The organism is Streptomyces sp. NPDC051662, from assembly GCF_040681655.1.
Lineage (GTDB): Bacteria > Actinomycetota > Actinomycetes > Streptomycetales > Streptomycetaceae > Streptomyces.
This window is the reverse complement of record NZ_JBFAZD010000002.1, coordinates 332,497-345,969: the sequence shown is the minus strand read 5'-3', so window position 1 is coordinate 345,969 and position 13,473 is coordinate 332,497. Positions and strand designations below refer to the sequence as shown.

At 72.8% G+C, this 13,473-nt stretch carries 13 protein-coding genes and 1 riboswitch; of the genes, 7 read left to right on the top strand and 6 right to left on the bottom strand.

All coding sequences use genetic code 11. The annotated features are described in order from the left end of the window. Together thiS and thiO are read right to left on the bottom strand one after the other, a co-directional pair. Positions 1-201: a sulfur carrier protein ThiS gene (thiS, locus tag AB0M67_RS04230; protein ID WP_365742406.1), complete on the bottom strand. Its 201-nt coding sequence runs from the start codon at positions 199-201 to the stop codon at positions 1-3. Then, on the bottom strand, positions 198-1,397 hold the full coding sequence (gene thiO / locus AB0M67_RS04225; RefSeq protein WP_365742404.1) for a glycine oxidase ThiO: 1,200 nt from the start codon (positions 1,395-1,397) through the stop codon (positions 198-200). Before thiO ends, thiS begins: the two co-directional genes overlap by 4 nt. After that, positions 1,395-1,508, bottom strand: a riboswitch (TPP riboswitch). Its footprint overlaps the gene before it by 3 nt. Positions 1,509-1,757: 249 nt before the next feature. On the opposite strand from thiO, the gene AB0M67_RS04220 reads away from it, so the two are divergent. The 5 genes from AB0M67_RS04220 to AB0M67_RS04200 all read left to right on the top strand — a co-directional run bounded on the left by AB0M67_RS04220 (position 1,758) and on the right by AB0M67_RS04200 (position 6,278). Next, positions 1,758-2,921, top strand: a complete 1,164-nt coding sequence (locus AB0M67_RS04220; RefSeq protein ID WP_365742860.1) for an FAD-dependent oxidoreductase — start codon at positions 1,758-1,760, stop codon at positions 2,919-2,921. Positions 2,922-3,025: 104 nt separating this feature from the next. Beyond that, a complete protein-coding gene (locus AB0M67_RS04215) occupies positions 3,026-3,391 on the top strand; it encodes an Rv2175c family DNA-binding protein (protein ID WP_365742402.1) in 366 nt (121 codons plus the stop codon). A gap of 97 nt (positions 3,392-3,488) precedes the next feature. After that, on the top strand, positions 3,489-4,139 hold the full coding sequence (gene thiE / locus AB0M67_RS04210; protein ID WP_365742400.1) for a thiamine phosphate synthase: 651 nt from the start codon (positions 3,489-3,491) through the stop codon (positions 4,137-4,139). 201 nt (positions 4,140-4,340) lie between these two features. After that, positions 4,341-5,258: a methylenetetrahydrofolate reductase [NAD(P)H] gene (metF, locus tag AB0M67_RS04205; RefSeq protein WP_365742399.1), complete on the top strand. Its 918-nt coding sequence runs from the start codon at positions 4,341-4,343 to the stop codon at positions 5,256-5,258. Between the two features lie 51 nt (positions 5,259-5,309). Then, positions 5,310-6,278, top strand: coding sequence for a hypothetical protein (locus tag AB0M67_RS04200; RefSeq protein ID WP_365742397.1), 969 nt, complete (start codon positions 5,310-5,312; stop codon positions 6,276-6,278). Between the two features lie 106 nt (positions 6,279-6,384). On the opposite strand, the gene AB0M67_RS04195 is transcribed toward AB0M67_RS04200, so the two are convergent. The 4 genes from AB0M67_RS04195 to AB0M67_RS04180 form a co-directional block, all read right to left on the bottom strand. Beyond that, positions 6,385-7,890 (bottom strand): NAD(P)/FAD-dependent oxidoreductase, encoded by a 1,506-nt coding sequence (locus AB0M67_RS04195; protein WP_365742395.1) that lies wholly within the window; start codon positions 7,888-7,890, stop codon positions 6,385-6,387. A 407-nt stretch (positions 7,891-8,297) separates the two neighbouring features. After that, positions 8,298-8,906, bottom strand: coding sequence for a TetR/AcrR family transcriptional regulator (locus AB0M67_RS04190; RefSeq protein WP_365742393.1), 609 nt, complete (start codon positions 8,904-8,906; stop codon positions 8,298-8,300). Positions 8,907-8,935: 29 nt separating this feature from the next. Beyond that, a complete protein-coding gene (locus AB0M67_RS04185; RefSeq protein WP_365742391.1) occupies positions 8,936-11,065 on the bottom strand; it encodes a YhgE/Pip domain-containing protein in 2,130 nt (709 codons plus the stop codon). Then, the gene (locus AB0M67_RS04180; protein ID WP_365742389.1) at positions 11,037-11,849 is read right to left on the bottom strand and encodes an ATP-binding cassette domain-containing protein; all 813 of its coding nucleotides are present in this window, start codon (positions 11,847-11,849) and stop codon (positions 11,037-11,039) included. The genes AB0M67_RS04185 and AB0M67_RS04180 overlap by 29 nt, the downstream gene beginning before the upstream one ends. 193 nt (positions 11,850-12,042) lie before the next feature. On the opposite strand from AB0M67_RS04180, the gene AB0M67_RS04175 reads away from it, so the two are divergent. Further along, positions 12,043-12,582 carry an SAV_6107 family HEPN domain-containing protein gene (locus AB0M67_RS04175; protein WP_365742387.1) on the top strand — a complete coding sequence of 180 codons (540 nt, stop codon included), beginning with the start codon at positions 12,043-12,045 and terminating at the stop codon, positions 12,580-12,582. A gap of 93 nt (positions 12,583-12,675) precedes the next feature. After that, positions 12,676-13,461, top strand: a complete 786-nt coding sequence (locus AB0M67_RS04170; RefSeq protein ID WP_365742385.1) for a methyltransferase — start codon at positions 12,676-12,678, stop codon at positions 13,459-13,461. Positions 13,462-13,473 lie beyond the last annotated feature (12 nt).

Below are 13,473 nucleotides of genomic sequence, written 5' to 3'. Positions count from 1 at the left end.
TCAGCCCCCCTGGACCGCGGTGAGGATCTCGACGCGGTCGCCGTCGCTGAGTGGTGTGCCCGACCAGCGGGTGCGCGGGACGACCGTCTCGTTGACGGCCGCGGCGACCCCCGAGGGCGCCGGGGTGAGCGTGGCGACCACGACGTCGAGGGTGGTGGCGGGCGCGAGCTCGCGGGGCTCGCCGTTCACGGAGATGTTCATACGGGCTGCTCCTGAGGGATGGCCGCGACGGGTGAGCGGCGCGAGGAGAAACGCGACGGGGAGAAGGCGCGGGCCTCCGGGGGAAGCTCACCGGTCGTCAGCACCGCGGCCATCGCGTCGCCGGTGACGGGTGTGAGCAGGACCCCGTTGCGGTAGTGGCCGGTGGCGAGGGACAGCCCCGGCAGCGCGGTGGGCCCGAGCAGCGGCGCGTTGTCCGGTGAGCCGGGACGCAGCCCGGCGAGGGTCTCGGTGAGCGGCAGTTCCGTGATGCCGGGGACGAGTTCGTGCGCGTCCCGCAGCAGTTCGTACACTCCGCCCGCCGTGACCGTGGTGTCCCAGCCCAGTTCCTCGCTGGTGGCGCCGACGACCAGTTCGCCGTTCTCGCGCGGCACCAGATAGATGTGGCTGCCGCGCACCACGGCCCGGACCGTCCTGGAGAGGAAGGGCGCGTACGTACCGGGCACGGTCAGCCGCAGGACCTGGCCCTTGACGGGCCGTACGGGCGGCAGGACATCGGCCGGTACGCCCCCGAGCCGGCCGCTGAGGCTGCCGGCCGCCAGTACCACCTGGTCCGCGGTGAGCGCGCGGCCGTCGGCCAGGACGGCGCCGGTGGCCCGGTCGCGTACGACGGAGAGCCGGTCGGCGTGGCCGCGGTGGAAGACCACCCCGGCCCGTTCGCACGCGGTCAGCAGGGCCGCGGCCAGGCGGCGGGGATCGATCTGATGGTCGCCGTCGACGCGCAGACCGCCGCGGACGCCCGGCGCGAGCATCGGTTCCAGACGTCGGCACTCGCGGCCCGTGAGCCACTGGGACGTCAGCCCCGAGCGCTGCTGGAGGTCGTGCAGTTCACGCAGCTGGGCACGGTCGTCGGTGTCCAGGGCGACCGCGAGGGTGCCACAGGCGCGATAGCCGGTGTCCCGGCCGCTCGCCGCCTCCAGTTCGGCGACGAAGTCCGGGTAGCGCGCGGCGGAGGCGAGGTTGAGGCCGAGCAATGTCTCCTCGCCGTGGTGGAGTTCCGTGACGGCGGCGAGCATCCCCGCCGCGACCCGCGCCGCGCCGCCGCCCGGCTCGGGGTCGGTGACGGCGGTACGCAGCCCGCGCCCCGCCGCGCGCCAGGCGGTGACCAGGCCGATGAGCCCGCCCCCGATGACGAGGACGTCGGAGCCCGTACCGGTTCCTTGATGGGGTGACTGCATGGGCGTCCAGCCCCTCCCTTCGCCGGCATGACCCGGATCAGGTTCGTACGGTCGGAGGCCGCCTCAGCCTCCCTCTCAGCCCGGTGCGTCCGGACTCCCGCGAGGTAGTGTCGAAAGCCAGACTAACGCCCTGTCCTCCGCCTTGTAAGGGAGCGATGGCGGTGGCCCGTTCACTGGACGGCCTCGTCCGCCGCCGGGTACGAGGGGCGGGGACACGGGCGTGAAGGGCGGCCTCCGACGGATGTTCCGTCAGCTTGTGTGAGGCGGGCTGTCTAAGGTGATCGGGTGAGCGAGCGACAGCAGGGACAGCGGGAGCCGGCAGCGGCGGGACAGCCGCGGGTGGTCATCGTCGGCGCGGGCATGGCGGGGGTGCAGACCGCGGTGGCCCTGCGGGAGAAGGGCTTCGGCGGCCCGGTGACGGTGCTCGGCGCCGAGCCGCATCCGCCGTACGACCGGCCGCCGCTCTCCAAGGCGGTCCTGCTGGGCAAGGCCGAGAGCTCGGCCTTCGACATCGATTTCACGGCGCTCTCCGTCCGGCTCAGGCTCGGGCTCGATGTCACCGGACTGCGCCCCGGCGCACGGGAACTGGACACCGCGCGCGGGCCCGTCCCGTACGACGTGCTGGTCATCGCGACCGGCGCGGAACCGATCGGTCTGCCGGGCACCGAGTCGCTGCCCGGGGTCCATCTGCTGCGCACGCTGGACGACGCGGAGCGGCTGCGTCCGGTACTCGGCCGACGACAGCGGGTCGTGGTGGTCGGCGCCGGATGGATCGGCGCGGAGTTCACCACCGCCGCCCGGGAGGCGGGCTGCGCCGTGACCGTGGTGGAGGCGGCCGACCGGCCGCTCGCGGGCGTCCTGCCCGCCGAGATCGCCGCGCCCATGACCCGCTGGTACCCGGAGTGCGGGGCCGAACTGCTGACGGACGCCCCGGTGGCCGGTGTCGAACCGGGCGCGGTGATCCTCGCCGACGGCCGGCGGCTGGCCGCCGACGCGGTGGTCGTGGGCATCGGCGCGCGGCCCGCGACGGGCTGGCTGGCCGGATCGGGCATCGAGCTGGGCCAGGACGGCGCCATCGTGGCGGACGAGCGGCTGCGGACCTCGCTGCCCGAGGTGTACGCGGTCGGTGACTGCGCCTCGTTCCCCTCGGCCCGTTACGGAGAGCGACTGCTCGTACATCACTGGGACAACGCGCTCCAGGGGCCGCGCACGGTCGCCGCGCAGGTGACCGGCGAGACCGACGCGGTCTACGACCCCGTGCCGTACTTCTGGTCGGAGCAGTTCGGCCGCTTCGTGCAGTACGCGGGCCACCACGCGGCCGGCGACACCCTGGTGTGGCGCGGCGATCCGGCCGAGAGCGCCTGGTCGGTGGTGTGGCTGCGGGACGGCCTGCCGACCGCGCTGCTGGCCGTCGGCAGGCCCCGGGATCTGGCCCAGGGGCGCAAGCTGATCGAGGCGGGCGCGCGGCTGGACCCCGAGCGGACCGCGGACCCGTCCGTACCGCTGCGCGAAGCCGCCCTCTGACCTCGGGCGGGAGCCCGTCCCGGGCCCCCGGCCCCGCCGGGGCGGCGGCCCGATTGGGGCTCCTCGGCTACCGTCTGTCAGTCCGGGATGGCACGCTTGTCCTTGTGACCGAGATTGACGCAAAGATCGATGCTCTCGTCCCCGCCTGGCTCCACCTGCCGGACATCGCGGAAAAGCTCGATGTCGAGGTGACGCGTGTGCGGCAGCTGGTGAAGGAAGGCCAGCTGATCGCGGTGCGCCGCGGCGAGAACAGGACGCTCCAGGTGCCCGCCGCCTTCATCGACGGCAACAAGGTCGTCAAGGGGCTCGCGGGCACCCTGACGCTCCTGAGGGACGACAGCTTCACCGACGAAGAGATGCTTGAGTGGCTCTTCACCCCCGACCCCACGCTGCCGGGCACGCCCGCGCAGGCGCTCAGTGAGAATCGCGGCACGGAGGTGAAGCGCCGGGCCCAGGCGCTCGCCGTCTGAGACATCACCATCCGCGGTGCGCGGCGGCCCCGTACGACCGTCCGGTCGTGGGCCGGCCGCCGCGCACCGCCGACCCAACACCACGGGGGGATCTTCCATGTCCACGGCTTCCGCGTCGCTCTCCGACGCCCGGCTCTATCTGTGCACGGACGCCCGTAAGCGGCAGGGGGATCTCCCCGAGTTCCTCGACGCGGTACTCGCGTCGGGCGTGGACATCGTGCAACTGCGCGACAAGGGCATGGAGGCGGCCGAGGAGCTGGACCATCTCCGGGTCTTCGCGGACGCCTGCCGTCGGCACGGCCGGCTGCTCGCCGTGAACGACCGCGCCGATGTGGCCCATGCCATCGGCTCCGACGTGCTGCATCTGGGACAGGGCGATCTGCCCGTCCCCGCCGCGCGCGCGATCCTCGGGGACGCCCCGCTGATCGGCCGTTCCACCCATGCCGAGGCCGAGGTGGACGCGGCGGTCGCCGAGCCCGGCGTGGACTACTTCTGTACGGGCCCCTGCTGGCCCACCCCCACCAAGCCGGGGCGCCACGCGCCGGGGCTGGGACTGGTGCGGTACGCCGCGTCCCGTGCCACGGAGCGGCCCTGGTTCGCGATCGGCGGGATCGACGCGGCCAATCTCGACGAGGTGCTGGACGCCGGTGCGCGCCGGGTCGTCGTCGTACGGGCGATCACCGAGGCCGACGACCCGGCGGCGGCGACCGCGGCCCTGGCGAAGCGGGTGCGGGACCGTGCCGTGTGACGGCGGTGCGAATGACGGCGGTGCGAATGACGGCAGTGTGAAGGGCGGCTGTACGCCGGATGACGGCGGTGTTCACGCGCGGAGGACGGCGGTTCGCCGTATGGGAACGGAGCGTGAGGGAGTGTGGCCACTTACCCGGCAATCCAGCCAAAAGCCCCGCCTCCGGTTGGGGGACCGGCACACCCTCGATAGCCTGCACATATGGCCCTAGGTACAGCTTCGACCAGATCGGATCACGCGCTGACCGTGCGTGATCTGCTCGCGACCGGCAAGACTTCGTTCTCCTTCGAGTTCTGGGCGCCCAAGACGGAGAAGGGCGAGCGGAACCTCTGGAACGCACTGCGCCGGATCGAGGCGGTCGCCCCGAGCTTCGTCTCCGTGACCTATGGCGCGGGCGGCTCCACCCGCGCGGGCACGGTCAGGGCGACGGAGCGGATCGCCGCCGACACCACGCTCACACCGGTCGCGCACCTCACGGCCGTCGGCCAGTCCGTCGCCGAACTGCGCAACATGGTCGGGCAGTACGCCGACGCCGGGATCCGTAACATCCTCGCCGTACGGGGCGATCCGCCCGGCGACCCCATGGCCGAGTGGATCAAGCACCCCGACGGTGTGCGCTACGCCTCCGAACTGGTCAGCCTGATCAAGGAGTCAGGGGACTTCTGTGTCGGAGTGGCGGCCTTCCCCGAGATGCATCCGCGCTCCACCGACTGGGAGACCGACGTCGGGCACTTCGTGAACAAGTGCCGCGCGGGCGCCGATTACGCGATCACGCAGATGTTCTTCGACCCCGAGGGCTATCTGCGGCTGCGCGACCGCGTCGCCACCGCCGGTTGCGAGACGCCGATCATTCCGGAAATCATGCCGGTCACCAGTGTGAAGATGCTGGAGCGATTGCCGCAGCTCTCCACCGCGGTCTTCCCTCCCGAGCTGAAAGAGCGGATCCTCTCGGTCAAGGAGGATCCCGCCGCTGTACGCTCCATTGGCATCGAGTTCGCGACGGAGTTCTGTGCCGAACTGCTCTCCGAGGGTGTCCCCGGCTTGCACTTCATCACACTCAACAACTCCACGGCGACGCTCGAAATCTACGAGAATCTCGGACTGCACGAGCAGTCGTGACCGGCCGTACCCGCCCTGTCCCGGGGCGGTGGGCCCAGGAGAGGGGCGGGCATGGGCTGGACGGTCCTCTACATCGCGTTCGGCATCGTGGCGCTGTGGCTGCTCGGTGAGGTACTGCTCCAGTACAAGGCGCGGCTGCGCTGGCGGCTGCTCGCCTTCTCCGGCTTCATGGGCGTCGTCCTCGGCGTACTGATCCCCTCCATATATGTCATCGCGCTGGGCGCGGTCGCGTTCGCGGTCGGCCAGACGTATGTGACGCTGTCCTTCCGCCGCGGATTCTCGACGGGTTGGGCGATAGGCGGCAGCCCCGGCGCGAGCCGCCGCCGCAAGGCCGGGAGCCGGCAGGCGGAGGAGCGCGAGCCCGCGCTTGAGGTCTCGGACCTGGAGTACGAGCCGGTGGCGTACGACCCGGAGCCACCCGCGACGGCCGCGTACCCGGCGGAGCCGCCCGCGCCGGCCGCCGCGGTGTACGAGCCGGAGCCGCTGCCCGATGACACCGGGCAGTACGGGATATACGACGACGCGGCTCGTGAGGCCCACCAGCAGCAGCCCCACGCGGGCGCGGGCGCGGCGGCCGGCGGCGGCGGCGCGCATGAGTACGGCGGCGGATATGACGCGTATCCGGAGTACGGGCAGCAGCAGCCGACGGGCCACGACGGCCACGTACCCCAGGACGCCTACCACTCCGGCCAGGACATGTATCCCGGTCAGGACGCCTACGCGCAGCAGTACGGCTACGACGCCGGGCAGCAGCAGTACGCCGCGTACACCGACCCGTACCCCGGCTCGGCCGACAGCGGCCAGCAGTACGGCTCGTACGACAGCTTCGGTGGTCAGCAGCAGTACGCCGACCCGTACGGCGGCCAGCAGCAGTACGGCGGCGAGACCCCGCCCGGCGGTGTGTGGGTCCCGCAGCAGCGCGACCGCGACGGGGAGCAGTTCCCGCCGTCACCCCAGCAGGAGCCGCACCGGCAGGGCTACCAGGACCCCGACTACAACGAGCAGCAGTACCGGTACTGAGACCGACGGGCGCTGACGACCCGTCAGGAGTGCCCGGCAGCGCGCTTGTCGACGGAGCGGGCGCGGTGGCGGTTCCCGCGGCGGTGCCCGTAGCGGTGCCCGTGGCTCACTGGGAGCCGCGGAAGTCCGCCCCCTCGACGATCAGTCCGGCGACCAGCGCTCCCGACATCCCGGCGTGCGCGAGCCCGCCGCCCGGATGTGCCCAGCCCCCCGCGCGGTACAGCCCGGACAGCCGGGTGGAGTTCGCGGGAAGCAGCGTCCGGCCCTCGGCCCCGGCCAGCGCGGGCGCCGGTACGGCACCGCCCGCGGCTCCCGTCCACACCGCCGTATCGGCGGGGGTACGCACTTCGCGCCAGAGGATCCGCTCCGCGAGCTCCGGCACGGCCGCCCCCGCCGCCGCCACCAGCGCATCGGCGTACCGCTCGCGCGGCGCCGCGTCGGACCAGTCGACCGGGCCCTGCGGGGCCACTGTCGCGGTGAGGGTGACCGCCTCATGGCCGTCGTCGGGGCGCGTCGCCGGGTCGTCGGGCCGCAGCACCGTGACCGTGGGCCGCGTCGCGGTCCGGCCCGCGAAGATCTCGGCGGCCTCGGCGCTCCCGTCCGGGGAGTGCACCACCGTCCGGTGCGCGGCGCCGGGTTCACGGGCGCCGCGCAGCGCCAGCAGCACGGTGAGCCGCGCGGGCGGCGTGGTCTCCGTGCCCGAAGGCCGTACGTCACCGTCCCCGTCGAGCCGCCATTCCACGAGAGGGCCGGGCGCGATGCCCGCCACCACATGGTCGGCCTCCACGACCGTGCCGTCCGCCAGCTCGATCCCTGTCGCCGCGCCGTCCTTCTCGACGATCCGGGCCACCTCGGCGCCGAAGACGAACTCCACCCGGCGGGCCAGGCACCGTTCGTACACCGCGCGGGCCAACTCCCGCATCCCGCCGCCGACATACCAGCTGCCGAAGGTCTGCTCCAGATACGGCAGCAGGGCGGCGCTCGCCGGGGCGTGCCGCGGGTCGAGCCCGTACGACAGGGCATAACCGTCCAGCAGCGCCGCCAGTCGCGGATCTGCCAGCTCCCAGGCGCCGATCTCCGCGACCGTCGTGGCCTGCCGGGCGCCGCGGAGCAGCCGGCGCTGTCGTACGGCTGGGTACGGATCCCGGCCGAGCACCCGCCAGTCCGCCCACAGCGGCTCCTCCAGCAGTGGACGGCGCGAGCGGTCCCAGGCGTCCCGGGCGCGGCCGAGGAACTCCCCCCAGCGCTCCCCGGCGCCCGCGCCCAGCGCCGCGTCCAGGGCGGAGACCACCCCGCCGCGCGACGCGTTGGGCAGCCGTACGTCGGTACCGTCGGCGAAGACATGCCGGCTCGCCGGATCCACCTGGCCGAGCCGGACGAGGCTCTCCAGCGGCTCCTTACCGGTCTTGACGAACAGATCGCGGTAGACGGCCGGCAGATGCAGCAGACCGGGCCCGGTGTCGAAGACGAACCCGTCCCGCTCGAACCGGCCCACCGAGCCGCCGTAGGTCGCGGCGCGTTCGTACACCGTCACCCGCTGTCCCGCCACCGCCAGCCGGGCAGCCGCCGCCATGGCGCCCATCCCGGCGCCGATCACCGCAATCCGTGCCATGGGAGTGATTTTAGCCAGGCCGCGCCCGCGCTGGGCCGGAGTACGCAGGCCTGAGTACCGGTACCTAGTGGGGGAGATGAGTAGGCACGCGGATGGGCTCCGACCTGCGCGGACGAAAGAGTGGGGACCACGGAAGGGGCGCGGCGCCGGCACCGCCGACACGGGGTGGCGGAACGGCGCGGCTCCCCTGCCGTAACGGGGGTGCGGACGGAGAGCCCAGCGACCACGGGGGTCACGGGGGATCACGGGGAAGCGGGCTCTCCGGCATCGCCGGGAACGGGGGTACGGGGTACGGGGAAACGGGGTACGGGGGAAACGCGCCGGTCCGGTGAGGCTCAGGGGGATGGAGCCTCACCGGACCGGCGCACTCGTCTCCACGTGCCCGTGCCCGTGCCCGCGTACCGGCTTCAGCGTCCGCCGACCCGGCCGTGCAGCAGCCGCGAGAGCGCCGCGTGCACCTCGTCCATCGACCGCTCCGGCTGGAACGCCTGCCAGTCGAGCGCCGCCACGAGCACCATCCCGACCAGCGCCGCCGCCGTCAGCGGAACGTCGATCTCGTCGCTCAGCTCACCGCCCTCCACGGCCTGCCGGAGCACGCTCTCGACGACCGCGACGGCCTCCTGGCGTACCACCAACAGCGTCGACTGCCAGGCCCGGTTGGTCCGCCACAGCTCGGCGACGTACAGCTGGGTGAAGGCGGGATAGCGGTCGATGAAGACCAGTCCGGCCCCGATCATCGCGTCCAGCGCCTCGATCTTGCTGCCGCCGCGCTCTGCCGTGGAGTCGGCCGCGGTCCGCAGGGACGAGGCGAGCAGCCCCACGCCGTGCCGCAGCAACTCCTCGAAAAGCTCCGTCTTGCTCTTGAAGTTGTAGTAGACCGTGCCCTTGGCGACCCCGGCGCGTTCGGCGATCTCGTCCACGGTCGTCGCCGAGAAGCCCTGTTCGGCGATGAGGGTCACCGCGGCCTCGTAGAGCTTCTGCCGAGTGGCCTGGCGGCGGGTGCTGCTGCTGTCCATGGCGACGATTGTCACAGGTCGCCCCGTGCTCACAGACTCAGCTCGGGGTGGAGCCGGTCGAGCGTCCACACCTGCTTGCGCCGCGCCGACAGGGCGGTCAGCGCCAGCGCGCCCGCGGTGAAGGCGGCGAGCACGGCACAGGCCTGCCATACGGGGCCGAGCCCGCCGCCCGAGATGAGTCGGCGCAACGCGTCGACCACGTAACTCATCGGCAGGAACGGGTGGATGGCGCCGAAGAAGCCCGGACTGGTCTGGACGGGATAGGTGCCGCCCGCCGAGGTCAGCTGGAGCATCAGCAGGGCGAGCACGAGGATCCGGCCCGCGGGTCCGAAGCGGGCGTTGAGCCACTGGACGATCGCGGTGAAGCAGCAGGTGACCAGCGCCAGGAAGCCGACCGTTCCGGCGGCGCGCGCCATCTCCAGGCCGACGGCCCAGTGCAGTACGGAGATCAGCGCGCCGACCTGGAGCAGTCCGATCGCGGCGACCGGCAGCCAGCCCGCGAGCGCGATACGCCAGGCCGAGGCGCCGGCGGCCAGCGCGCGCCGGTTCAGCGGCTGGATGAGCATGTACGCCACCATCGCGCCGACCCAGAGGGAGAGCGGGATGAAGTACGGGGCGAAGCCGGTGCCGTAGTTGGGCGCGGCGTGCAGCGAGCGCGAGGCGAGCTGGACGGGGTCGGCCATCACTTCCGTCCGCCGGTCCCGGTCGGTCTTGTCGTAGTCGGGGATCTTTCCGACGCCCTCGTTGAGCCCTTCTGCCAGCTCGGTCGATCCGTCGGTGAGCTTGAAGAGTCCGCCGTCGAGGGTGTTCGCGCCGGTACCGAGCTTGCCGACACCGGAGTCGAGGCTCGCGGAGCCCTTCTTGGCATCGGTCAGTCCGGTGTGCAGCCGGCCCGCTCCCTCGGCGACCTTCCGGGCGCCGCTGTTGAGAGCGTTGATCTTCGTGACGGCGGTCTCCAGGTCCTCGTCCAGCTTCGGCGCGTGCTCGGCGAGCGCCTTCGCCTGCTTCTGGAGGGTGGCGAGCCGGCCGTCCAGCTCCTTCAGGGCGCCGCTGCTGTTCTTCACCAGGGTGTTGGCGTCATCGGCGACGGCGGCCACGTCCGCGGCGGCGGCCCTGGCGCGCTTGAGGGGCGGGCAGGCGTCGGCGTCCGTACCGCCGGCGGCGGCGCTGGGGGCGGGGTCGGGGTCGGGGGCCGCCGGAGCGTTCTCGCAGCGTTCCGTGTAGAGGGAGTTCAGCTCGTCGGAGGCCCGGCGGGCCTCTGTCGCGGCGCTGGGCGCGGCCTTCACGAGCAGCCCGAGGTTGTCCCGTATCGACTGGGCGGAGTCCGCCACGAGCCGGGCCGAATCACCGATCGTCCTCCCGTTGTCCTTGAGGTACGGACGGACGGTCCCGGCCATCGCGTTGATCTTGTCGGCGAGCGACTGGGTTCCGGCGGCGACCTGTTGGGCGCCGGTGTCCAGATCACTCGCGCCCGTACCGAGCTTCTTCAGCCCGCCCGCCAGGTCACCGCTGCCCTCCTTGGCGGTCCTCAGCCCGTCCACGAGGTCCTTCGAACCCTTCTGGGCCTTTCCGATACCGCCCTTGAGCTCGTCGGCGCCCTTGGCGGCCCGCGCGGTGGCGTCATGGATGTCGGAGAAGGAGATGAAGATCCGGTCGAGGAAGGAGCGGGAGGCGTTGGTCGAGGCGGCGGTCCGCACCTCGGAGAACACGGTCCTGGAGATCTGCCCGACGATGTAGTTGTTCGCGTCGTTCGTACGCACCTGGAGCGCACCGGTCTCGGGGGCGTCACCGGAACTGGACGCGATCCGCTCGCTGAGGTCGGCCGGCATGGTCAGCGAGAGATAGTACGAACCGTCCTCCACGCCTTCGCGCGCCTCGGCCGCGCTCACCTCGTGCCAGGCGAAGACCTTGCTGTCGCGCAGGCCCCGGGTGATCTCGTCACCGGCCGTGATCTTCCGGCCCGCGGCGGTGGCGCCCTTGTCGTCGTTGACGAGTGCGACGGGGAGCCGGTCGAGCCGTCCGTACGGATCCCAGAACGACCACAGATACAGCGCGCCGTACAGCAGCGGCAGCAGCAGGATCGCGACGAGCGCGGCGCGCGGCAGCTTTCCCCTGCCGAACCGCGTCAGCTCAAGCGCGGCCAGTTTCGGCGAGCGCATCGGCCGCTCCCTCCTCGTTCGTACGGATGATGACGGTGGCCGGCCCGCCGCCCCGGATGACGGTGTCCGCGTTTTCGGGGGCTCCGGCGGCTCCGGGGGTTCCGGGGGGTTCGGGGGCCTGGCCGCATACCGCGGCCACGGTCGTGCCGTCCTCGGCGACGGACCGCAGCAGCCGCCAGGCCTCCGCGCGGTCGGCGTCGGAGAGCTTGAGGTCCAGATCGTCCACCGCCAGTAGCCGGGGCCGGCCGATCAGCGCGAGGGCGACCGACAGACGCAGCGCCTCCAGCCGTTCCAGATCGCGCACCGACGTGCGCTCGCCCTTCGGCAGGGCGGATATGTCGAGCCCGGCGGCCGTCAGCGCGGCATCGATACGGCCCCGGGCCTCGGCCGCCCGCTGGGCGCGGGGTCGTAGGGCCCACGGGGATCCGCCGAACCGGCGCTGGAGCAGCGCGCGTTCGCGCAGATGCTCGGCGACGGTCAGCGCCGGATCGAGATCGCTGACGCCCGGGACATGGCCGAGGCCGCTGATACGGCGTACGGCCGCCATGGCGCGGGGCAGGGGCAGGCCGGCGATCTCGGCGCGGCCCTCGGTGGGGCGCATCCGGCCGGTGAGCGCGAGCAGCAGACAGGTGCGCCCCGAGCCCGAGGGGCCCTCGATCGCGACGACCGTGCCGGGCGCGGCGTCGACGCGGACATGGCGGAACGCCCAGCCGCGCGCGCCCTTGAGTCCGAAGTCCTCGGCGATGACGGCGGCGCCGTGCGGGCCGTCCTGTCGGCTGTCCACGCGTTCCTCGCTGTCCACGCGTTTCCGGCTCGCCACGGGTGCCTCGATTTCTTTGTACTGACTGGTCAGTTCAAAAGCTACCCCGAACCGTTGTGCGAGGCAAAGTCGCAGGTCAGCGCCGATTGTCAGTGGTGCCCCTCACTATGGACACATACGGCTACAGCACCGTCACACGACGACAGGAGGTTCCGTCATGGCCAGCTCCTACGCCGGTGCCGCACGTCGGCGCCGTACAGACGGCCCTGCCCCCGCCCTGACCGGTCCGCCGAGCGATGTCCACCCCGTCCCGCGCAGGGCCACGGCCCCGCCCGCGGCCCTCGATCTCCTCGCCCAGGCGCGTACGGGCCTGGGGGAGGCCGCCGCGCTGGACGCTCCGAACGAGCGCTACGCCACCGCCCATCTCGCCGCCCTGCGGACCGCCGCCGCGGTGCTCGCCGCCCGTGGCCGCCCGGAGACCACCCCGCAGCGGCGGCGTCGTATCAGGAGCGCCTGGGAGGTCCTGCCCGAGATAGCCCCCGAGCTGTCGGAGTGGAGCGCCCTCTTCGCCTCGGGCGCCCCGCGCAGGGCGCGCGCCGAGGCGGGCATACCCGGCGCGGCCACCGGTCGTGACGCGGACGATCTGCTGCGCGACGCCGGCATGTTCCTGCGCCTGGTCGAGCGGCTGCTCGTGCTCGATCCGGTGCTGCCCCAGCCCCGTGCCGAACACCCCCGGCAGGGCGATGCCGCTGGGTGACCAGGACGTGCGGCCGAGGCAATAGGGTGGGCGGAGCCCGCACCGTTCACGCCCTGCCGCCAAGGGCGGCACCGCGCCGAGGAGTCAACTGCCGTGTCGGACCGTTCCCCTGTTACCGGTGGGGAGACGCCCTCCCGCCCCCGCGGCTCCCTGCGTACCGCCGTGGTGTGGGAGGTCCTGAAGGACGCCCTCGGCCGCCGCGCCAAGGCGGCCGGGAGTGACGTTCTGGACGTGCTCGACACCGGAGGGGGTACGGGCAGCTTCGCGGTGCCCGTCGCCCGTCTGGGGCATCGCGTGACCGTGGTGGACCCCAGTCCGAACGCGCTCTTCGCGCTTGAGCGCCGGGCGGCCGAGGCCGGGGTGGCCGAGCGGGTCCGCGGGGTGCAGGGGGACATCCACGGTCTCTTCGACGTGGTCGACCGCGGCGGCTTCGACGCGGTGCTCTGCCATGGCGTCCTGGAGTACGTGGACGATCCGGCGGAGGACGTGCGGAATGCCGTGGACGCCCTGCGCCCGGCCGGGGCGCTCAGCCTGCTCGCCGCGGGTCTCGGCGGCGCCGTGCTCGCCAGGGCGCTCGCCGGGCACTTCACCGAGGCCAGGCAGGCGCTCACCGACCCGGCGGGCCGCTGGGGGCAGGGCGACCCGGTGCCCCGGCGCTTCACCGCCGAGCAGCTGACGGAGCTGGCCGCCGGAGCCGGCCTCCGGGTCAGCGCCGTGCACGGTGTACGGGTCTTCGCGGATCTGGTCCCCGGCGGGCTGGTGGACACCCAGCCGGGCGCCCTGGACGCGCTGCTCCAGCTGGAAGCGGCGGCGGCCGAGCTGCCCGCCTTCCACTCCATCGCCACTCAGCTGCATGTCCTGGGCGAGAAGCGGGACTGACGCGCCCCCTGG

Coding starts and splice junctions, on each gene's coding strand:
- AB0M67_RS04175 (WP_365742387.1), top strand. CDS start 12,043: ATGGCCAGCTCCTACGCCGGTGCCGCACGTCGGCGCCGTACAGACGGC.
- AB0M67_RS04200 (WP_365742397.1), top strand. CDS start 5,310: ATGGGCTGGACGGTCCTCTACATCGCGTTCGGCATCGTGGCGCTGTGG.
- thiS (WP_365742406.1), bottom strand. CDS start 201: ATGAACATCTCCGTGAACGGCGAGCCCCGCGAGCTCGCGCCCGCCACC.
- AB0M67_RS04190 (WP_365742393.1), bottom strand. CDS start 8,906: ATGGACAGCAGCAGCACCCGCCGCCAGGCCACTCGGCAGAAGCTCTAC.
- AB0M67_RS04195 (WP_365742395.1), bottom strand. CDS start 7,890: ATGGCACGGATTGCGGTGATCGGCGCCGGGATGGGCGCCATGGCGGCG.
- thiO (WP_365742404.1), bottom strand. CDS start 1,397: ATGCAGTCACCCCATCAAGGAACCGGTACGGGCTCCGACGTCCTCGTC.
- thiE (WP_365742400.1), top strand. CDS start 3,489: ATGTCCACGGCTTCCGCGTCGCTCTCCGACGCCCGGCTCTATCTGTGC.
- metF (WP_365742399.1), top strand. CDS start 4,341: ATGGCCCTAGGTACAGCTTCGACCAGATCGGATCACGCGCTGACCGTG.
- AB0M67_RS04220 (WP_365742860.1), top strand. CDS start 1,758: ATGGCGGGGGTGCAGACCGCGGTGGCCCTGCGGGAGAAGGGCTTCGGC.
- AB0M67_RS04185 (WP_365742391.1), bottom strand. CDS start 11,065: ATGCGCTCGCCGAAACTGGCCGCGCTTGAGCTGACGCGGTTCGGCAGG.